Raw genomic sequence first — 17,751 nt, 5'->3', positions numbered from 1 at the left:
CTCGGACACCTTCGGCACCTCAGACACTTCGGACACCTCCGGCACCGGGCAGGCGCGGCCCCTGCCGCACGGCTTCCGCATCGGCGCGTGGGAGGTCACCGAACCGATCGCGGCCGGCGGGTGGGGCACGGTCTACGCGGGCCGCCCGGCCGCCGGCGCTGCGGCGCAGGCCCCGACGGAGGTTCCGGTGGAGGTTCCGGCGGAGGTCGCCCTGAAGGTCCTGCCGACCGCGGGCCTCGCACCGCGCCAGGCCCGCGCGGTCGCCGAGACCGCCCTCCGCGAGGTGGAACTCGGCCGCCGCGCCGGACACCCCCGCCTGATCCGCCTGCTGGAATCCCTCGTCCTCGACGCCCCCGACCGCCCCCTTCTCGACGGCGCCCTCGTCCTGGTCATGGAACGGGCGGCGGGCACGCTGCGCCCCCTGCTCGAAGCGGGTGTCACCGAGGCCCGCGCGGTCCGACTGTTCACCGACGTCTGCGAGGGCCTGGCCCACCTGCACCGCAGCGGCTGGGTCCACGGAGACCTGAAACCGGACAACGTCCTGCTGATGGCCGACGGCTCCGTCAGGCTGTCCGACTTCGGCCTGGCCACGGAACTCACCGGGGACCGCGGGACCCACGGCCACGCACCCCCGATGGGCACCCCCGACTACCTCCCGCCCGAGCGGTGGAGGGCCCCGCTCGGCGAACACGGCGTACAGGTCCGGCCGAGCGCCGACATCTGGGCCCTGGGCATCATGCTCCACGAGGCCTTCGCCGCCGGCGCCTCGCCCTTCCCCGGGGCCACGCCCGGCGCACGCGCCGCCGCCGTACAGGAGTACGCCGAAGGCCGCGCCCCGCTGCGCACCCACCACGCGGTACCGCCCTTCTGGCGCGACCTGGTGGCCGACTGCCTCGCCCCCACCCACGCCGCCCGCGCCGCGCACACCGCCGAGAGCCTGCGCGCCCGCATCGCGGCCCACACCCCCGCGCCCGCCCCGACCCCCCGGCCGCCCGCCCCGAGGCGACCGCGCCGCCGCCGGCTGCCGCGCGCCGCGCTCGCGGCCCTCGCCGCCTGCGCCACGGGCGCCGCGCTCTGGGCGGCGTACGACACCACCCGCCCCGAAGGGGAGCGGCGCGTAAGGGTGTTCAACGCCGACCCGCGCTGCCGCGACCGTACCGACCGGGACCCGCAGTGCAGCCTCGGGCTGGCCGTGGACCCCCACCGGCCCTACACCGCCGGCAACGTGGTCGCGCACCGGGTCTGGCACGGCGACGTCCTGACCGCCGAGTGCCGGCTGCCCGAGGGGATGCCCATCGTCGACGAGGCCGACCGACAGTCCGTCGAGTGGCTGCGCGTACGCCTGCCGCGCGGGTCGGCGGCGTCCGTGGCGTGGCTGCCGGCGGTCCGCACCCACGACCGTCCCGCCGTCCCCGCGTGCTGACCGCCGGCGAACCCCGCACCCCCAACCTGCCCCACCCGCACGGGAGACGTCACCCGGAACGTTCCGGGTACGCCGCCCCCGACGGGCGCGCCGGCGCGGCGCGGACCGGCCTCACGCCGCCGTCCAGCCGCCGTCCATGGGGAGGGAGGAACCGGTCACGTGCCCCGTGTGCGGTCCGCAGAGCCAGACGGCGACCGCCGCGACCTCCTCGGGCTCGATCAGCCGCTTGATCGCGGAGCCGCGCAGCAGCACCTCGGAGACGACCCGCTCGGCCGGGATCCCGTGGGCCAGGGCCTGCGCCTCGATCTGGCGCTCCACCAGCGGGGTGCGGACGTAGCCGGGGTTCACGCAGTTGCTCGTCACCCCGTGCTCCGCGCCCTCCAGGGCGGTGACCTTGCTGAGCCCCTCCAGCGCGTGCTTGGCCGTGACGTAGCCGGACTTGAAGGCACTGGCCCGCAGGCCGTGCGCGCTGGAGATGTTCACGACCCGGCCCCAGCCGCGCCCGTACATGTGCGGCAGGATCCGGCGCAGCAGCAGGAAGGGGGCGCCGACCATGACGCGCTGCATGAGCTCGAACCGCTCGGGAGGGAACTCCTCGATGGCCGAGACGTGCTGGAGGCCTGCGTTGTTGACGAGGACGTCCACGTCGGTGGGGAGCGTCCCGATGGCCTTCGCGTCCGCCAGGTCGACGGCGTGGGCCCGCCCCTCGACCAGCTCCGCCACCGCGGCGGCGGCCCGCGCGTCCACGTCCACGACGTGCACGAGGGCCCCGGCACCGGCCAACGCCACCGCGCAGGCCCGCCCGATGCCACTGCCGCCACCGGTCACCAGGGCCACGCGCCCGGTCAGGTCGGCCCCCGCGGAGGCGGAAGCCGTTGCCCCGGGAGCCGTGGTGAGTCCGCTTGTCATGCCGGGAACGTTAGACAGGCCCACCGGCGCTGCCGATGTGGCCCACCCCCACAGTCGAGGGGTCTCGTGTGGTGGCCGCGGCCACCGGACCGACGGCCCTTACGAGGACCGCCAGTTCGGCAGCCCGGACGGCGCCCGGCCCGCCATCACCTGCGCGAGCGCGTGGAGAATGTCTTCCGCTTCCCGCCGGACCTGCCCCGGGACGTCACCGCGCTCCCGTATGAGCTGGGCGTAGATCGGCGCGTCGCTGCTGCTGGTACTGCTGCTGCTCACTAGGACTTCGCTCCCCTGAAGGCCGGCACCTTCGGCCGGGCGGGACCAGTGTAGGAGGCGCCACCCCCTCGGCCGAACGAAGATCCGTACGAGGGGGGCGCCGGTGGACTTACTTGCAGACCGTGCCGTCGGCCGGCACGGCGCCGTCGATCAGGAACGAGTCGACCGCCTTGGTCGCGCAGGCGTTCTTCGCGTACGTGCCGTGGCCCTCGCCCTGGACGGTGACGTTCACGCCGACGCCCCGGCCGAGCGCGTCCGCCATCCGCTTGGCGCCCTCGACCGGGGTGGCCGGGTCGCCGCTGTTGCCTATGACCACGATCGGGGCCGCGCCGGCCGCCGCGACCTGCGGCTTCTCGGTGGTGCCGCGGACCGGCCACTCGGTGCAGCCGAGCAGGCCCTCCACCGTGGCCGGGCCGAAGACCGGGGAAGCGGCGCGGAACGCCGGCTCCTGTGCCTTCATCTCCTCCACCGTGTGGCGACGGCTGGTGTCGACGCAGCTGATCGCCGCCTGCGCGGCGCCCGAGTTGTCGTACCGGCCGTCCTCGCCGCGCCCGCTGTAGCTGTCCGCGAGGGACAGCAGGATGGTGCCGGTGCCCAGCTGATTGACCTCGCCCAGGCCCTGCACGAGGTACTCCCAGGCCTCCTTGTCGTACAGGCTCGCGATGATGCCGACGACCGCCGCGTCGGAGGTGAGCTTGCGTCCGCCGTCCGCGGGGGCGGGCTTCGTCTTCAGCTTCTCCAGCAGGGCGGTGATCCGCTTGGTGCCCTCGGCGTCGCTCGGCCCGGTCGGGCAGTTGGCCGTGTACTTGTCGCGGCAGTACTTCATGGCGTGCTCCAGCGCCAGCTGGAACCCCTTGGTCTGGCCGAGGGCGCTCTGCACGTCGTCGGCCGTCGGGTCCACGACCGCGTCGAACACGGTGCGCCCGACGTTCTTCGGGAACAGGTGCGCGTAGACGCCGCCCAGCTGGGTGCCGTAGGAGATGCCGAAGTAGTTCAGCTTCTGGTCGCCCAGGACCTGGCGCATGAGGTCCATGTCGCGGGCCGTGTCCGCGGTGCCCACGTGCGGGAGCACCTTGGCGGAATTGCGCTTGCAGGCCTCGGTGAACTTCCGGACGTCGTCGAGCGGGTTCTCGCTGTTGGTGGCCTCGTCCATCGTCTTGTCGTCGAGGCAGGTGACCCGGGCGGTTTCGCCGACCCCGCGCGGGTCGAAACTCACCAGGTCGTAGACCCCGTTCAGCTTCTTGTACTCGTCCGCGAACTGGGGGAGCCGCTGGACGCCGGAGGCGCCGGGGCCGCCGAAGTTGTAGACCAGCGAACCCACGCGCTTGTTCGCGTCGGTGGCCTTCTTGCGGATCAGCGCGACGTCGACGGTCTCCCCGGCCGGCTTCGCGTAGTCCAGCGGCGCCTTCATCGTGGCGCACTCCCAGGCCTTCCCCGGCGCCTTCCCGCCCCCCTGCGCGGCGGACGGCGCGGCGCAGGCGCCCCACTGGGGCTTCTGCCCCGTCAGCGCGGCGGGCAGGACGACCGGCGCGGAGGCGGAGGGACTCGCGGAGCCGCCCGAGGGCTTCGCGTCGGCCTTGCCCTTCGCGTCACCGCCGCACGCCGCCAGGGCGGGCACCGCCACCAGCGAGGCGGCGGTCAGCGCGGCCAGGCGTACGGTCCGGCGACGGGAACGACGTGCGGGCTGAGGCATGAGGGGCTCCTGCGCGGGGTGGGTCTTCATGAGGCAAACAGACAGTAAAGGCCATGGTCGGATTCTCGCCAAGTCCTACGATCCGACCGCCGCCGGTCCGGCCTTGGTGAGGCCGCTCCCGACGCCGCTCCCGGCGCCCGTCCCGGCGAGGGGAGCGGCCACCGGCCCACCCCCGGCGGCCCGGTAGCGGCCGGGGGTGGTCCCGAACGCGCGGGTGAACGCGTGCGAGAACGCGTACGGGCTGCCGTAGCCGACGTGCCGCGCGACGGTCGCCAACGGATCGTCGGTGTCCCGCAGCGCCGCGGCGGCCAGGGTCAGCCGCCACCAGGTCAGGTACGCCATCGGCGGGCGCCCGACCAGGGAGGTGAAGCGCCGGGCCAGGGTGGGCCGCGAGACCCCCGCCTCCGAGGCGAGGCGCTCGGCGGTCCACGGCGCGGCCGGATCGGCGTGCAGGGCCCGCAGCGCCGCGGCGGCCACCGGGTCGCCCAGCACCGCCGGCCAGGCGCCGCCCGCGCCCTCGGCCAACCAGGCGCGGAGCATGTAGACGAGGAGGAGGTCCAGCAGAGCGGTGACCGCCACCTGGGACCCGGGCCGCCGCCCACCCTGCTCCCGCCCCAACAGCTCGACGGCCGAACGCAGTTCCGGGTGGGAGCCCACCCGGCTCGGCAGGTGGACCACCTCCGGCAGCTCCGCCATCAGAGGGTGCGCCCGGCTCCGGTCGAGCCTGTACTTCCCGCACAGCATCTCCAGCACCGCCGATCCGTCCCCGGCCGCGATCGGCCCCGACCCCTCGCGGCCGGCGGCGAACTCCTCGTACGGCACGGCGCGGGAGAGGTCCACCGTCTCCGCGCCGGCGTCGGAGATGACGTGCCCCGTGCCGTGCGGCAGCAGCACCACGTCCCCCGGGCCCAGCGAGAGGGGAGGGCCGCCGTCGGGGAACAGCCGGCAGCCGCCTTCGAGGACGACGTGGAAACCCGCCCCCTCGTACGGGGCCAGGCGCGCGCACCAGCGCCCGTGCACCCTGACCCGGTCCGAGGAGGGGCGGCCCACCCGTACGGCCGCGATCGCGTCGCTCACCACATCCATGCCCGGACCCTAGCCGGTGCGTGTGCGTCAGGAGTGAGCGTTCCGCGTATCCAGGAGATCGCCCGACGCATTGAGACGCTCATCCCCGCCTCCCTAGGGTCGAGCCATGACGCGGAACACGGACACGGACCACGGCGCGACGGACGGCGCCACGGACAGCACGACGAAGCGGGCCACGGAGGCCACGGAGGTCGGGGAGGCCGGGGAGGGCGGCGGGAACCTCCGCCTCGGCGAGGTGGAGATCATCCGGGTCCTCGAATGGCAGGGCCCCTTCGCGCCCGCCCGGGGCCTGGTCCCCGACTCCCCGGAGCGGCTGTGGCGGGACAACGAGGACTGGCTCGCCCCGCGCCACTGGCAGCCCGAGGGCGACCTGGCCGTCATGGCCCTCCAGAGCTGGGTGGTGCGCGGCGCCGGCCTCACCGTCCTGATCGACACCGGTGTCGGCGCCGGCCGCGAAAGGCCCGGGGAGCCCCACTTCCACCACCGGGAGAGCGACTTCCTCGGCGCCCTGGCGCGGGCGGGCGTCCGCCCGGGGGACGTGGACGTCGTCGTCAACACCCACCTGCACGCCGACCACGTCGGCTGGAACACCATGGACCGGGACGGCGCGTGGGTCCCCACCTTCCCCCGCGCCCGCTACCTGGTCCCGGCCGCCGACGACCTCCACTTCGGCCCCCGCGGCGACTACGGCGGGGGCGTGCGCGTCGACGACCGGCTGATCTACGAGGACAGCGTCGCGCCCCTGCACCGGGCGGGGCTGGTGGACCTGTGGGAGGGCCGCCACCGCATCGCCGAACACCTCACCCTGGAATCCGCCCCCGGACACACGCCCGGTTCGAGCGTGCTGCGCCTCGACTCCGGCGGCGAACGGGCCGTGTTCGTCGGAGACCTCCTCCACAGCCCGGTCCAGGTCCTCGACCCCACCCACAACAGCTGCTTCTGCATGGACCCCGGGCAGGCGGTCGCCACGCGCCGCGCGATCCTCACCCGGGCGGCGGCCGAGGGCGAACTCGTCCTGCCCGCGCACTTCGGCGGAGCCGGAGCGCTGGAGGTCCGGGCCGACGGCGACGGATTCGCCCCCGCCCGGTGGGCCGGCCCCGCGACCCGCCCCTGAGTCCGTCCGCGCCGCCGACGTCCCCGCCGTCGATGCGGTCGATGCCGTCGATTCGTCGATTCGTCGATGCCGTCGAGGCCCGGGTCGCGGGCGCGCGGATTGCGATGTCCGATCATCCGACTGTTACCGTCCACGGCATGTCCGCGCTGATCGCCCCCACGACACGACTGCACTCGTCCTGGCTCGCCGCCCGTGAGGAGTGGGGGGCCGACGCGCACCTGGACGGGTCGGGCGTCGGCTTCGACGACGACGTGCGCAGCGCCGAGGGCTTCGCGGCCTGGGTCGCGCGGCTGCGCGCGTACGGGGACCGCGGCGTGCCGGTGGAGCAGGGGCGCGTGCACGCCACGTACTGGTGGATCGCCGACGGGGACACCTACCTGGGCGCCATCGACCTGCGGCACTACCTGAACGCCTTCCTCCTCGACGCGGGCGGCCACATCGGCTACAGCGTCCGCCCCTCGGCGCGCGGGCGCGGCGTCGCCACCCGGGCGCTGGGGGAGGCCCTGTACGAGGCGCGCCTGCTGGGCATGGACCGGGTCCTGCTCACGTGCGACCCCGACAACGAGGCCTCGGCGCGCACCATCGAGCGCAACGGCGGTGTCCTGGAGGACGTGCGGGAGACGCTGATCGGCACCAAGCGGCGCTACTGGATCGACCTCTGACCGACGGCGGACGCCCCTGCGGGGCGATCGCCCCGGCCCGGGTCCCCCCGCCGCCGAGGCGGGCTCAGGCCCGGGTGAGCCGTCGGGCGAGCGTCACCAGGGCCTCGCGCCGTACGTCCGCCGCGCCCTCGGGCCCCTCGGGCACCAGCATGCGGGCGATCTGCGGCAGCGTGAACCAGCTGCTGGTGAGCGCGATCACCGTCTGCATGAGCTGCGCGGCCGGCACCTCCGAGGTGAGGGCGCCCGCGCGCTGCGCCTCGGAGATGGCGGCGACCTTCTGCTCGTAGTGGTCGGTGCGCTCGTACTCGGCGACGACCCGGTCCTGGCACATCAACCCCTCCCACGCCAGCAGCCGCAGGAAGTGCGGATGGCTCAGGTGGTAGTCGTACGCCCGGCCCGCGTACTCGCCCAGGTCTGTGGCCTGCTCGGCGGTGAGGGGCACGGAGACGGCGAGCTTGGCCATCTCGCTCTCCAGCACCGAGGCGAACAGCTTCTTCTTGTTGCCGAAGTACTGGTAGATCCGCTCCTTGTTGACGCCGGCCCGGGTGGCCACCCGGGCGACGCGCGCACCCTCCGGCCCGAATTCGGCGAACTCCTCGACGGCCGCGTCGAGGAGGAGTTGTTTCGTGCGTGCGGTGTCCCAGGCCATGCGGCCATCCTACGTTATTCCCAACCTTCCGGTTGGATTTGCGCCGCCCGCTGTGCAAGACTCCAACCAGTTGGTTGGAAATCAGGATCCAGCCGCCCGCCCAAGGGAGTTGCCGTGCCCGCACCCGCCGCGCCGTCCATCCACCGTCGCGCGCTGATCACCTGGCTGGCCGTCTACCCGACGATCACCCTCGCCCTGGCCCTGCTGCGCCCGCTGCTGGGGGACGTTCCGCTGCCCGTGCAGACCCTGGTCCTGACGGTGATAGCCATTCCGGTCGTGGTGTACCTGGTGGTGCCGGCGCTGATGAAGGTGAACGCGGCCCTCGCCGCCCGCTCCCGATAGCGGCGTCAAGAAACCCTTGACAAGAAGATCATGTCAAGGAAATCTTGACGCCATGAACCTCTCTTCGAAGTCCGCGTCCGAGTCCTCCGCCAAGGCGATCAGGCTGGTGTTCGGCTTCCTCGCCATCGCCGTCAGCCTCATCAGCGTCGCCCTGACGCTCGGGGACGACCTCGGGGTGGGCGTGACCGCCGCCCTGGTCGCCGCGGACATCGTCCTCTTCGCCGCCATGGGCGCCCTGACGGCCTCCGTCCGCGCCGAGTGGTCCGACGGCCGCCCGGGCGAGGAGGGGACGGACGCCGCGCGGAGCGCGGAGTCCCGACGTGACGAGGAGCTGCTCGACGCGCTGGAACCGCTGGGCCCCACCGCCTCTTCCTCTTCCTCTTCCTCCACGTCTTCCTCCGCTGCCGCCGGCGGCGGAAGGTGACCGGCGGGGAGCTGCTGAGCCCCGAGGAGGCCGACGGGATCCGCGAGTCGATCGCGAGCGCCGTCCTGGGATCTCCCGCCGGGCTCGCCGATTCGCTGGAGCACGACCCCGAGGGCTACCTGCGGCTGGTGGCCGCCGCCCGCGTCGGAGCCGAGGAATCGAGCCGGCTGCTGCGCGAGGCCATCCAGGGGGCGCGGGCGGCCGGCCACAGCTGGGACGCGGTCGGCGGGGTCCTCGGGGTGAGTCGGCAGGCCGCCCAGCAGCGGTTCGCGGTCAAGCAGCCGCGGGACGCGGCCGCGGCGGAGTCGGCAGACGGTCCGGAGCGACGGGTCGTCACCCCGGTGACGGCCTTCACCGAGATGGCCGCCCTCGAAGAGGCGGGGCGCGCCGGCTGGCACCTGGTCGACTACGGCCCGCTGCGCCTGGTCGTGGAGGCCTCCGACCAGGTCTGGGAACACCGCCGGGCGCTCGTCGGACAGCGCCGCCGGCTGACCGCCGAGGGGTGGACGCGCGTGGGGCCCGGTTCCTTCCCCTGGCACTACTTCAAGCGCCCGCGCCCGTGAGGAGGCCGCCCGCCGCCTCGGGGCGGCGGGCGGTTACTCGTGTCCGGGCTCGTCAGCGGGCCACGAACTCCTGGTCCCCGTAGTGGATCTCGGCCTCGTTCCAGTCGACTCCGAGCCCCGTGGTGAAGGTGCGGGCGAACGGCAGGTCGGACAGCGGGGCGATGAGCAGGAGCCGGCCGTCGAGGGTCACCGAGCCGCCGCCGAGGCGTTCGCGGGCCTCGGGGTCCGCGGCCAGCGCCTCGTGCAGTCGGGTCGCGCTGACCCCGTCGGCCCGGATCTCGACCGCGTCGGTGTCGGGCGCCGAGCGCGGCAGGCACCGGAAGGTCAGTACCGACTCCTGGTCGTACGTCTTGCGCACGACCTCGGCGATGTCGTGCAGGCCTTCGCGGCCGACCCGGTCCACGTCGAACTCGCGCGAGCGCTCGTAGGTCGTCCGGTGCAGTTCGTCCGACCAGAACACGCCGTCCAGCAGGGTCGAGGCGCCCGGCCGCGCGCCGTGCGCGCGGATCACCCCGCGCACCTCCCGCGCGAAGTGCCGCAGGTCCCGGTCCAGTCGGGGGTCCTCGGGGTCGGTGATGATCGCGGTGTTGTCGGTGGCGAAGATCTCCGCCGTCGGGCAGGACGCGGGCCCCGTACCGGCCTGGGCGGCGCCCGTGGTCGCCGGCCCCAGCGCCAGTACCCCGGCCGCGACCAGTACGCCCCACCGCTTCATCATCCAAGTCCCCGTCCGTGCGCGTGTGATGCCGCGGCCGGAAGGCGGGCGGCTGCCACATCCTAGGAACGGGGCGCGGGGCGGAAGGGGCGTCGTCCCCCGAATGGCGGACGAGTGACCCCTGATCGGCCGTTTCACGCGCCGGTCGGGGCCCCCGGGTTGACGCACCGGGGGCCCCGACCGTGCTTCCGCCCGCCCGCCCGTCAGGCGTCGGCGGTGTGGTCCTCGGGCAGGCCCGTGCCGCCGAGCCGGGTGAGGAGCCCACCCAGGGCCGCGACCTCCTCGGCGGTCCACTCGGGCGCGCCGAAGACCTCGGCGGCGACCTGGTCGGCCGCCTTGAGGCAGTCGCGCAGCCGCTCGCGCCCGACGTCCGTCAGCGCCGCGTACGCCACGCGGGCGTCACGCGCGTCCGTCTCCCGTACGACCAGCCCGATCCGTTCCAGCGGCCCCAGGCCCCGGGTGACGCCCGAGGCGGTCAGGCCGAGGGCCTGCGCGAGGTCGACCCGTCGCATCCGGCCCCCTTCCGCGCGCCCCAGGTGCAGCAGGGTCATGAAATCCGCCAGGCTCACCCCGTACAGGGACCCCAAACGGGAGTCGAACCGCCTGACCAGGGTGGTCTGGGCCTTCACCAAGCGCAGGGATACGTCCAGCGCGTCACTCATCGCAACCTCCTTGACTCCTCAAGTATCAGGACTGAAGCTTGAGGAGTCAAGGAGTTATGAAGCAAGCGGGTGAGGGTGTCCCGGCCCGGATCATGCCCCCGGGTCACCGGCCAGGGGCAGGCATTCGGCGAGCAGGTCGACGACGTCGAGCCAGGCGCGCCGCGCGTGCCGGGGGTGGTGGCCGACGCCGGGGACCGTGGGGTGGTCGACCGGCGGGTGGTGGAAGGCGTGCAGGGCGCCGCCGTAGACGGTGAGGCGCCAGTCGACACCGGCGGCCTCCATCTCGGCGGTGAACGCCTCCCGCTGCGCGGGCGTCATGATCGGGTCCAGCGACCCGACCCCGGCCCACACCGGGCAGCCGATGCGCGCCGCCTCGCCCGGTCGGCCCGTGGTCACCGCGTTGAGCGTGCCGATCGCGCGCAGGTCGACGCCGTCGCGACCGAGTTCCAGCCCGATGGCGCCCCCGGTGCCGTAGCCGATCGCGGCGATCCGGTCGGGGTCGGTGCGCGGCTCGGCGCGCAACACGTCGAGCGCCGCGTGGCCGATGCCCCGCATCCGGTCGGGATCGGCGAGCAGCGGCAGGCAGCGGGCAAGCATCTCCTCGGGGTCGGCCAGATAGCGCCCCCCGCCGTGGAGGTCGAAGGCCAGGGCCACATAACCCAGTTCGGCGAGGGCGTCGGCCCGGCGGCGCTCGACGTCGCTGAGCCCCGTCCCCTCCGGTCCGAGCAGCACCGCGGGCCGGCGGTCGACACCGGCCGGGAGCGCGAGATGTCCGATCATCGTCAAACCGTCGGCCCGGTACTCGACCGTACGCGTCGTCATCGCCGTTGTCGTCGTCGCCGTCATCGTCGTTGTCGTCGTCATGGGATCGGACTGTACGGAGCGTCGGCCCGGTCCGGTCGGTGTTCCGCCGCCGGCGCAACCGTGCGGGCCCGGCCCGGCAGCGCGATCCGCCGGCGCGATCAGGATGGCCGCACCCCCGGGGCGCGCCCCTCTAAGGTGGGCCCGTGGCGACTGACATGAACACGAACGAGCACGCCGGCCGGGCCGACGACACCAGCGGCGACCGGCTGCTGTACGGCTGCATGGGCCTGGGCGGCACCTGGGGCCCGGAACCGTACGCCCCCCACGACATCGACGCCGCCGAACAGGCCGTCCACGCGGCCCTCGACATCGGCATCGGGGCCTTCGACCACGCCGACATCTACCGGCACGGCAAGTCCGAGGCCGTCTTCGGCGAGGTGCTCGCCCGTACGCCCGGACTGCGCGAGCGCATCACCCTCCAGACCAAGTGCGGCATCCGACTGGCCGGCCCCGACCACCCCCAGATGTACGACCTGCGCCCCGAGCACATCGTCCGCCGCGTCGAGGAGAGCCTCACGCGCCTGCGCACCGACGTGATCGACGTGCTCCTCCTGCACCGACCCGACCCCCTCGCCGACCCCGATTCGGTCGCCGCCGCGCTGATGTCCCTGCACCGCTAGGGCCTCGTACGGCACTTCGGCGTCTCCAACGCGGGCGCCGCGCAGATCGCCCACCTCCAGGCCCGCCTCGACGTGCCACTGGTGGCCAACCAGCTGGAGATGAGCCTGCGCAGCCGCGACTGGGTCGAGGCGGGCGTGCTGCTCAACACCCCGTCCGGCGCGGCCAACGGTTTCCCTTTCGGGACCCTCGAACACTGCGTGGACCACGGCATCCGCCTCCAGGCCTGGGGCGCGCTCGCCAAGGGCCGCTACACGGGCCTCCAGGAGACCCCCGCCGAACAGGCCACCGCCGCACTGCTCGTCGAGCTCGCGCGGAGCAAGGACACCACGCCCGAGACCGTCCTGCTGTGGTGGCTCATGCGCCACCCCGCCCGGATCGCGCCCGTCATCGGCACCTCCCACCCCGCGCGCGTCCGCGCCTGCCGGGACGCGGTCCTGCGCGAGCCGGACCTCACCCACGAGGAGTGGTACCGCCTGTGGCAGGCGGCGCGCGGACGCCGTCTGCCCTGACGGGCACGGCCGAGGGGGCCGCGGCCCGTCAGCGCCCGCGTCCGTCGGGGGAGAGCCGGGCCACCACCTCGGCCAGGTCCTCGCAGACCTGCTCGATCCTCTGACGGATGTGGTTCTGCTCCGTGACCATCGCGGACAGCAGCAGCCCGGTCAGCGCCGCCGCCCCGTTGAGGGCCTGGAGATTGATCATCACCTCGAAGAGGGTGTGCCGCGCGAAGGGGCCGTCGCGGTCCGTCGCCGCCGAGATGGCGAGCACGGACACCAGCAGCGCGCACGGCGCGCTGCCGGCCGACTGGAAGCGCACCGCCGCCCAGATCAGCAGCGGGAAGACGAGGAACAACAGCGACAGGGAGCTGTGCGTGGTCACCACCGTCACGGCGCCGGCCGTGACCAGCAGCGCCACCGCCTCGGCCGCCCGGTACGGGTCCACCGGCAGCCGGGGCCGGCGCAGGGCCAGCAGCAGCGGGGCGACGAGCAGCACCCCCATCGTGTCGCCCGCCCACCAGGCGCCCCAGGCGGGCCAGAACCGCGCCCCCGTCAGATTGCCCGTGAGCAGCAGCGTCAGTGCCCCGGTGGTCGCGCTGATCAGCATCGGGGCCGGCCCGCCCAGGAACACCAGGGCCAGGCCGTCGCGCAGCCGGTCCAGCTGAGGGCGGAACCCCACCCGGCGCAGCAGGGCGTACGCGCACAGCGGCGCCAGTACGTTGCCCGCGACGATGATGAGGTCGGCGGCCTGGAAGGTGCTGATCCGCTCGATCGCCAGGTACGTGCCCAGGGCGATCCCCGGCCAGATGCCGGCGCCGAAGCGCAGCAGGCACACGAGGGCGATCCCGGTCGGCGGCCACAGCGGGGTGACCACCGCGCCGTCGAGGACCACCTGCTGGAGCAGCCCGAGGCGCCCGCCGACGTAGTAGAGGACGGCGACGGCCAGGATCCGTAAGAGGGTCCGGTACGGGCCTCGCCCTTCCAGGGTGCGCACCACAGCATCAGACAACAGGGCGGCCGTCCGCGAGGACGTGACACGCGCGGGCGCCCCGGGCTCCCTCAGGCCCCCATCGCCTCGTGGCCGATGACGAGGACGGCGGCGTCGTCCGCGTGCCCGGTGGAATCGGCCACCTTCATCACCTCGGCGGCCAGCTCGTCCGGATCGGCGCCCGCCGCCTCCCGGACGATGCGCGACACCCGTTCGAGGCCCACGTCGATGGGGAAGGAGGGGCCCTCGACGACCCCGTCCGTGAGCAGCACGATCGACCCGGCGCTGGTCAGCCGGCGGCGCGTCACCGCGTACGAGGCCTCGGGCAGGGTGCCGAGGGGCGGGCCGCCGGTGTCCTCGGCGATGCCGTACCGGCCGTCGACCGTGGCCCAGACGGTGGGGACGTGACCGGCCCGGGCGCTCACCAGTTCTCCCGTGCGCGGGTCGACGTGGAGCAGGGTGCACGTGGCGAACAGCTCGCAGTCCATCGCGAGGAGCACCTCGTTCGCCCGACCGAGCACCTCGCCGGGGTCGTCGACCACGGAGGCCACCGCCCGCAGACAGACGCGGACCTGTCCCATGAACGCGGTCGCCGCCACGTCGTGCCCCTGGACGTCGCCGATGGAGAAGGCCACGGTGTGCGGCGGCACCCGGAAGCCGTCGTACCAGTCGCCGCCGATCTCCAGCCCCTGGCGGGCGGGGGAGTAGCGGGCGGCGCTGCGCAGTCCGGGGACCACGGGCAGGCCAGCCGGCAACAGTTCCCGCTGGAGGGCCTCGGCCAGTTCCACCCGCGCCTGCTGGAACTCGGCTCCCTCGCGGGCCCGGGCGGTGAGCTCCCCGAGCATGGTGAGCAGATCGGCGCTGCCCGGCCGGGAGGGGCGGCGGGGCGTCACGGACCGCTCCCGGGCGGGCCTTCGCGCGCTCCGCTCCGAAGGCCACTGCGCGTTGCGTCCATGTGTCCCCGCTCGTTCGCCCTTCGCGGCGCGAGAGGCCCGCGCTCATCATATTTCGGGGCGCTGTAGTACGCCTGCCCGCGCGGGTGCGGCCCCCACCAGCGGATACGTCGGACGGGCGGGTGGGCGGGGGCGGGGCGGCCTGTGCCCCTTGGGCCGGGTGCGGCCCGAACGGCGGACCTGTCGCCCCGCGCCGGGGCGCGGGGGCCGGGAACGGTTACGGATCCCCGTACCGCTTCCAGGCCGGCCGCCCCACCCACCGGGAGACTCCGATGAGCCGCATCAACCGACGTGACCTCGCCCTGCTGGCCCTGCGGGCCGGCACCGGCGCCGTGCTGATCGCCCACGGGACGCAGAAGCTCTTCGGGTGGTTCGGGGGCGGGGGTCTGGAGGGGACGGCCGCCGCCATGGAACACATGGGCTTCAAGCCGGGTCGACCGGCGGCGCTGGCCGCGGGCCTGGGGGAGGCGGGCGGCGGGGCGCTGCTGGTGCTGGGGCTCGCGACTCCGGTCGCGGGCGCGGCGGCGGCCGGGGCCATGGCGGGGGCCGTCGCGGTCCACGCTCCGGCCGGCTTCTTCGCGCAGGCGGGCGGCTACGAGTACCCGGCCTTCCTCGGTTTCACGGCGGCGGCCGTCGGTCTCGCCGGTGCGGGCCGCTACTCCGTCGACCACGGCACCGAACACCGTTACGACCAGCCGTGGACGGTGGCCCTTGCCTTCGCGGCCACGGCCGTCGCCGCCTACGCGGTCGTGGCCGGGCGCGCCGTCGAGCAGCGGCCGCGGGAGGAAGAGGAGGAGGGTAAGCCGACTGACAGGAACTGATGTTCTATGTAATGTCACATTGCATGATGCTCTTACGTCGCGCGGCCCTCGCCGCCGCCCTCATCGGCGTCTCCGCCCTCCTCCCGCCCACCACCGCCCACGCGGACCAGGCCCCCGCCTGCCGCGCCGCGGCCGACACCCACGCCGCCACGGACCCGGAGCGCGCCCGCCTCCGGGACCCGCGCACCGCCGCCCTCCCGCAGCGGGCCGCGCTCGACGGCTTCGTACGGGGCTTCCCCGCGGCCCTGTGCACCGTCCGCGACCCCGTCGGCGCCGAACGGCTCCTCGACACCTGGGGCGAGGCCCTGTGGCAGGCCGCCGTGAACCGGGCCCAGGGACGCCGGCCCGGCGGTGACCTCCCCGCCGGCGACGACCGCCCCCTGTACTGGGCCCGGCTCGCCATGACCGTCGACCTCGACCGCTGGCAGCCGTCCTTCCCCGTCGACCGCCAAGCCCTGCGCTCCCGCTTCGAGGACTCCTCCCGAGGGCTCACCTCCAACGCCTTCCGCGGCACCCCCGGCGTCCGCCGGATCTTCGTCAGCGGCTTCGACCCCTTCGGGCTGGACGCCGAACTGCGCCGGGCCAACCCCTCCGGTTCGGCGGCCCTCCAGCTCAACGGACGCCGCGTCACGCTCGCCGACGGCACCCCGGCCGAGATCCGGGCCGTCGTCCTGCCCGTGCGCTACGCCGACTTCGACGCCGGCATCGTCGAGCGCGCCTACGGCCCCCGCCTGGCCCCCGGCCCCCGCGCCGCACACATGATCACCAGCATCAGTCAGGGCTACCCCGGCCTGTTCACCCTGGAGGCCTGGGCCGGCCGCGCCCGCTCGGCGGACCCCTACCCCGACAACACGGGCTCCCTCTCCGGCGGCACGACCGACCACCCCGTCACCGCGCCCGGCATGGGCCCCGGCGCCGAGTTCCTGCGCACCACCCTGCCCGCGGACGCCATGACCGCCGTCCAGAGCCCCTACCCGGTCCGCCTCAACACCGTCGTCACCGAGATACCGGCCGGCGGATCGGGTCCCGTGACCCGCGAGGACGGCCCCACCCCGGGATCGCGCGCCGTGGCGGGCGGGGGCGGCGGCTACCTCTCCAACGAGGTCGCCTACCGCTCCAACCGCCTGCGCCTGGAGCTGCGCCCGGACCTGCCGGGAGGCCATCTGCACACCCCCGTGCTCACGGGCCTGCCCGCCGACCCGGCCGCGCTGACCGGACCCGACTTCGAGCGCAACGAGAAGGCCATCACGGCCCAGGTGCTGGAGGTACTGCGCCACTCCCGCTGACCGGCCCTCAGGGCAGCGCGAGGCGCAGCGCCTCGCCGACCGCCTCCAGCGCGGCGGGGCTCAGCCGCATCGGCATCGCCTCCACGTAGTGCGCGGCGGGCCGGACGGTGGTCAGGAAGTCCACCAGTACGTGCCCGCCGACGCCCTCCACGAGGGCCTCGTCGGCGGCCTCGAAGGGCACCGACGTCGGCCACGCGTCCGAGCCGGTGCCGATCTGCGCGACGACGACCGTGTCGAGCAGGGCGTTGCGGGTGTCGTTCGACACCACCACCCACAGCCCGCCGCGCCCCTCGTCCCCGATGGCGAGCACGTCGCCCCGGCGGAACTCCGTCACAGGGTTCCCTCCTGGGCGACGACCGCCAGATAGGTGGCCCGCTCCGCGAGCGGCGTGCTCTGCCCGGACAGGTTGCGGTGCATGTCCTGGTAGGCGGCCGTCAGATGGTGCTCCCAGGCCTCGGCGAGGGCGGCCGCGCGGACGAACCGGGCCAATGACTGCCCGGCCGTGGCGGCCGCTTCGCGAAGGAGGGCGAGCTCGTGCTCGGCGAACGTGACGTTGAGGGAAGGCACGGGAGAACGGTACTGATGCACGGTGCAGCTGTCCGGTGCTAATCAGGTCATTGATCCTTACCCGCCTTCCGCACAAGGCCGGCCGCCTGGCCGTTGACCCCCGGGGAACGAGACAGTCCCAGGTCACGGGCCCCCTTGACAGCCCCGGCGGGCCCGCCGCTGCCGTAGACATCTCCCTGTCAGGTACGGACCTGCGTACCTGGGACCCACCTGTACGTGACCGGAAACAAGGGAGAACCCGAAGCATGAAGAAGCGTTTGGTCGCCACGGCCCTGGCTTCCGCCGCCATCGCGTTGGCCACCGCGCTGCCGGCCTCGGCCGGCACCACGGGCACCACCGGCGAGGAAGGCTCGCAGAACTGCATCAGCCGCAGCGTCAGCCGCAGCGAGGGGCACGGCTGGGCGCAGACCTGTGACGGCCGCAACTTCAACGGCTGGATCCAGGACGACAAGGCCGACGGCCGGTGCCCGTACGTCATCGCCTACCACCACGGCGGTGGCGAGAGCCACGGCCCGCGCGTCGGTCCGAAGGGCAAGCGGATCGACTTCAACTCCTACGCGGGCGGCAACATCAGCGACTTCGGCATCGGTTACCAGACCTGCTGACACCCGCGTGCACGACAGGGCGCCGCGTCCCCGAAGGGGG

21 protein-coding genes and 1 pseudogene are annotated in these 17,751 nt (G+C 74.1%); 10 read left to right on the top strand and 12 right to left on the bottom strand.

Features of this window, described 5'->3' with window-relative positions; all coding sequences use genetic code 11:
- The first annotated feature begins 61 nt into the window (after positions 1–61).
- Complete coding sequence (locus AB0D01_RS10355; protein WP_363054753.1) at positions 62–1,423, top strand: serine/threonine-protein kinase; 1,362 nt, start codon at positions 62–64, stop codon at positions 1,421–1,423.
- Positions 1,424–1,534: 111 nt separating this feature from the next.
- On the opposite strand, the gene AB0D01_RS10350 is transcribed toward AB0D01_RS10355, so the two are convergent.
- The 4 genes from AB0D01_RS10350 to AB0D01_RS10335 form a co-directional block, all read right to left on the bottom strand.
- Complete coding sequence (locus AB0D01_RS10350) at positions 1,535–2,332, bottom strand: 3-hydroxybutyrate dehydrogenase (protein ID WP_363054682.1); 798 nt, start codon at positions 2,330–2,332, stop codon at positions 1,535–1,537.
- A gap of 99 nt (positions 2,333–2,431) precedes the next feature.
- A complete protein-coding gene (locus AB0D01_RS10345; protein ID WP_363054681.1) occupies positions 2,432–2,605 on the bottom strand; it encodes a hypothetical protein in 174 nt (57 codons plus the stop codon).
- 109 nt (positions 2,606–2,714) lie between these two features.
- Complete coding sequence (locus AB0D01_RS10340; RefSeq protein ID WP_363054680.1) at positions 2,715–4,298, bottom strand: alpha/beta hydrolase; 1,584 nt, start codon at positions 4,296–4,298, stop codon at positions 2,715–2,717.
- 75 nt (positions 4,299–4,373) lie between these two features.
- On the bottom strand, positions 4,374–5,384 hold the full coding sequence (locus tag AB0D01_RS10335) for an AraC family transcriptional regulator (protein ID WP_363054679.1): 1,011 nt from the start codon (positions 5,382–5,384) through the stop codon (positions 4,374–4,376).
- Between the two features lie 106 nt (positions 5,385–5,490).
- Between AB0D01_RS10335 and AB0D01_RS10330 the strand changes: the two genes are divergently transcribed.
- Both AB0D01_RS10330 and AB0D01_RS10325 read left to right on the top strand, forming a co-directional pair.
- Positions 5,491–6,498: an MBL fold metallo-hydrolase gene (locus tag AB0D01_RS10330; RefSeq protein WP_363054678.1), complete on the top strand. Its 1,008-nt coding sequence runs from the start codon at positions 5,491–5,493 to the stop codon at positions 6,496–6,498.
- 137 nt (positions 6,499–6,635) lie between these two features.
- The gene (locus AB0D01_RS10325; protein ID WP_363054677.1) at positions 6,636–7,160 is read left to right on the top strand and encodes a GNAT family N-acetyltransferase; all 525 of its coding nucleotides are present in this window, start codon (positions 6,636–6,638) and stop codon (positions 7,158–7,160) included.
- Positions 7,161–7,224: 64 nt separating this feature from the next.
- Here AB0D01_RS10325 and AB0D01_RS10320 read toward each other — a convergent pair whose 3' ends face one another.
- The gene (locus tag AB0D01_RS10320) at positions 7,225–7,809 is read right to left on the bottom strand and encodes a TetR family transcriptional regulator (RefSeq protein WP_363054676.1); all 585 of its coding nucleotides are present in this window, start codon (positions 7,807–7,809) and stop codon (positions 7,225–7,227) included.
- Positions 7,810–7,923: 114 nt separating this feature from the next.
- On the opposite strand from AB0D01_RS10320, the gene AB0D01_RS10315 reads away from it, so the two are divergent.
- From AB0D01_RS10315 to AB0D01_RS10305, 3 genes are read left to right on the top strand one after another with little or no spacing between them, the layout of a single operon-like run.
- Complete coding sequence (locus AB0D01_RS10315; RefSeq protein WP_363054675.1) at positions 7,924–8,151, top strand: hypothetical protein; 228 nt, start codon at positions 7,924–7,926, stop codon at positions 8,149–8,151.
- A 52-nt stretch (positions 8,152–8,203) separates the two neighbouring features.
- A complete protein-coding gene (locus AB0D01_RS10310; RefSeq protein ID WP_363054674.1) occupies positions 8,204–8,575 on the top strand; it encodes a hypothetical protein in 372 nt (123 codons plus the stop codon).
- A complete protein-coding gene (locus AB0D01_RS10305; RefSeq protein WP_363054673.1) occupies positions 8,572–9,138 on the top strand; it encodes a hypothetical protein in 567 nt (188 codons plus the stop codon). The genes AB0D01_RS10310 and AB0D01_RS10305 overlap by 4 nt, the downstream gene beginning before the upstream one ends.
- Before the next feature lie 52 nt (positions 9,139–9,190).
- Here the strand turns inward: AB0D01_RS10305 and AB0D01_RS10300 are convergent, their stop codons facing one another.
- From AB0D01_RS10300 to AB0D01_RS10290, 3 genes are all read right to left on the bottom strand, one after another.
- On the bottom strand, positions 9,191–9,853 hold the full coding sequence (locus AB0D01_RS10300) for a hypothetical protein (RefSeq protein WP_363054672.1): 663 nt from the start codon (positions 9,851–9,853) through the stop codon (positions 9,191–9,193).
- A gap of 200 nt (positions 9,854–10,053) precedes the next feature.
- Positions 10,054–10,512 carry a MarR family transcriptional regulator gene (locus AB0D01_RS10295; protein WP_363054671.1) on the bottom strand — a complete coding sequence of 153 codons (459 nt, stop codon included), beginning with the start codon at positions 10,510–10,512 and terminating at the stop codon, positions 10,054–10,056.
- Between the two features lie 90 nt (positions 10,513–10,602).
- Positions 10,603–11,376, bottom strand: a complete 774-nt coding sequence (locus tag AB0D01_RS10290; protein WP_363054670.1) for a dienelactone hydrolase family protein — start codon at positions 11,374–11,376, stop codon at positions 10,603–10,605.
- Between the two features lie 155 nt (positions 11,377–11,531).
- On the opposite strand from AB0D01_RS10290, the pseudogene AB0D01_RS10285 reads away from it, so the two are divergent.
- Positions 11,532–12,506 (top strand): annotated as a pseudogene (locus AB0D01_RS10285) (aldo/keto reductase).
- A 28-nt stretch (positions 12,507–12,534) separates the two neighbouring features.
- On the opposite strand, the gene AB0D01_RS10280 reads toward AB0D01_RS10285, so the two are convergent.
- Positions 12,535–13,488, bottom strand: coding sequence for an MASE1 domain-containing protein (locus AB0D01_RS10280; protein WP_363054669.1), 954 nt, complete (start codon positions 13,486–13,488; stop codon positions 12,535–12,537).
- A 62-nt stretch (positions 13,489–13,550) separates the two neighbouring features.
- Positions 13,551–14,372 carry a PP2C family protein-serine/threonine phosphatase gene (locus tag AB0D01_RS10275; protein ID WP_363054668.1) on the bottom strand — a complete coding sequence of 274 codons (822 nt, stop codon included), beginning with the start codon at positions 14,370–14,372 and terminating at the stop codon, positions 13,551–13,553.
- Between the two features lie 332 nt (positions 14,373–14,704).
- Between AB0D01_RS10275 and AB0D01_RS10270 the strand changes: the two genes are divergently transcribed.
- Together AB0D01_RS10270 and AB0D01_RS10265 are read left to right on the top strand one after the other, a co-directional pair.
- Entirely contained in the window at positions 14,705–15,253 is a 549-nt protein-coding gene (locus tag AB0D01_RS10270) for a DoxX family membrane protein (RefSeq protein WP_363054667.1), read from the top strand.
- A 23-nt stretch (positions 15,254–15,276) separates the two neighbouring features.
- A complete protein-coding gene (locus tag AB0D01_RS10265) occupies positions 15,277–16,539 on the top strand; it encodes a pyroglutamyl peptidase (protein ID WP_363054666.1) in 1,263 nt (420 codons plus the stop codon).
- A gap of 7 nt (positions 16,540–16,546) precedes the next feature.
- Here AB0D01_RS10265 and AB0D01_RS10260 read toward each other — a convergent pair whose 3' ends face one another.
- Entirely contained in the window at positions 16,547–16,873 is a 327-nt protein-coding gene (locus AB0D01_RS10260) for a type II toxin-antitoxin system PemK/MazF family toxin (protein ID WP_363054665.1), read from the bottom strand.
- Positions 16,870–17,106: a hypothetical protein gene (locus AB0D01_RS10255; protein ID WP_363054664.1), complete on the bottom strand. Its 237-nt coding sequence runs from the start codon at positions 17,104–17,106 to the stop codon at positions 16,870–16,872. Before AB0D01_RS10255 ends, AB0D01_RS10260 begins: the two co-directional genes overlap by 4 nt.
- A 245-nt stretch (positions 17,107–17,351) precedes the next feature.
- Between AB0D01_RS10255 and AB0D01_RS10250 the strand changes: the two genes are divergently transcribed.
- Positions 17,352–17,711, top strand: coding sequence for a hypothetical protein (locus AB0D01_RS10250; RefSeq protein ID WP_363054663.1), 360 nt, complete (start codon positions 17,352–17,354; stop codon positions 17,709–17,711).
- Positions 17,712–17,751 lie beyond the last annotated feature (40 nt).

The organism is Streptomyces sp. NPDC048606, assembly GCF_040650855.1.
Lineage (GTDB): Bacteria > Actinomycetota > Actinomycetes > Streptomycetales > Streptomycetaceae > Streptomyces.
This window is presented reverse-complemented; position numbering and strand designations above follow the sequence as displayed.

Coding starts and splice junctions, on each gene's coding strand:
- AB0D01_RS10320 (WP_363054676.1), bottom strand. CDS start 7,809: ATGGCCTGGGACACCGCACGCACGAAACAACTCCTCCTCGACGCGGCC.
- AB0D01_RS10335 (WP_363054679.1), bottom strand. CDS start 5,384: ATGGATGTGGTGAGCGACGCGATCGCGGCCGTACGGGTGGGCCGCCCC.
- AB0D01_RS10325 (WP_363054677.1), top strand. CDS start 6,636: ATGTCCGCGCTGATCGCCCCCACGACACGACTGCACTCGTCCTGGCTC.
- AB0D01_RS10340 (WP_363054680.1), bottom strand. CDS start 4,298: ATGCCTCAGCCCGCACGTCGTTCCCGTCGCCGGACCGTACGCCTGGCC.
- AB0D01_RS10330 (WP_363054678.1), top strand. CDS start 5,491: ATGACGCGGAACACGGACACGGACCACGGCGCGACGGACGGCGCCACG.
- AB0D01_RS10310 (WP_363054674.1), top strand. CDS start 8,204: ATGAACCTCTCTTCGAAGTCCGCGTCCGAGTCCTCCGCCAAGGCGATC.
- AB0D01_RS10250 (WP_363054663.1), top strand. CDS start 17,352: ATGAAGAAGCGTTTGGTCGCCACGGCCCTGGCTTCCGCCGCCATCGCG.
- AB0D01_RS10290 (WP_363054670.1), bottom strand. CDS start 11,376: ATGACGACGACAACGACGATGACGGCGACGACGACAACGGCGATGACG.
- AB0D01_RS10295 (WP_363054671.1), bottom strand. CDS start 10,512: ATGAGTGACGCGCTGGACGTATCCCTGCGCTTGGTGAAGGCCCAGACC.
- AB0D01_RS10265 (WP_363054666.1), top strand. CDS start 15,277: ATGATGCTCTTACGTCGCGCGGCCCTCGCCGCCGCCCTCATCGGCGTC.
- AB0D01_RS10270 (WP_363054667.1), top strand. CDS start 14,705: ATGAGCCGCATCAACCGACGTGACCTCGCCCTGCTGGCCCTGCGGGCC.
- AB0D01_RS10350 (WP_363054682.1), bottom strand. CDS start 2,332: ATGACAAGCGGACTCACCACGGCTCCCGGGGCAACGGCTTCCGCCTCC.
- AB0D01_RS10300 (WP_363054672.1), bottom strand. CDS start 9,853: ATGATGAAGCGGTGGGGCGTACTGGTCGCGGCCGGGGTACTGGCGCTG.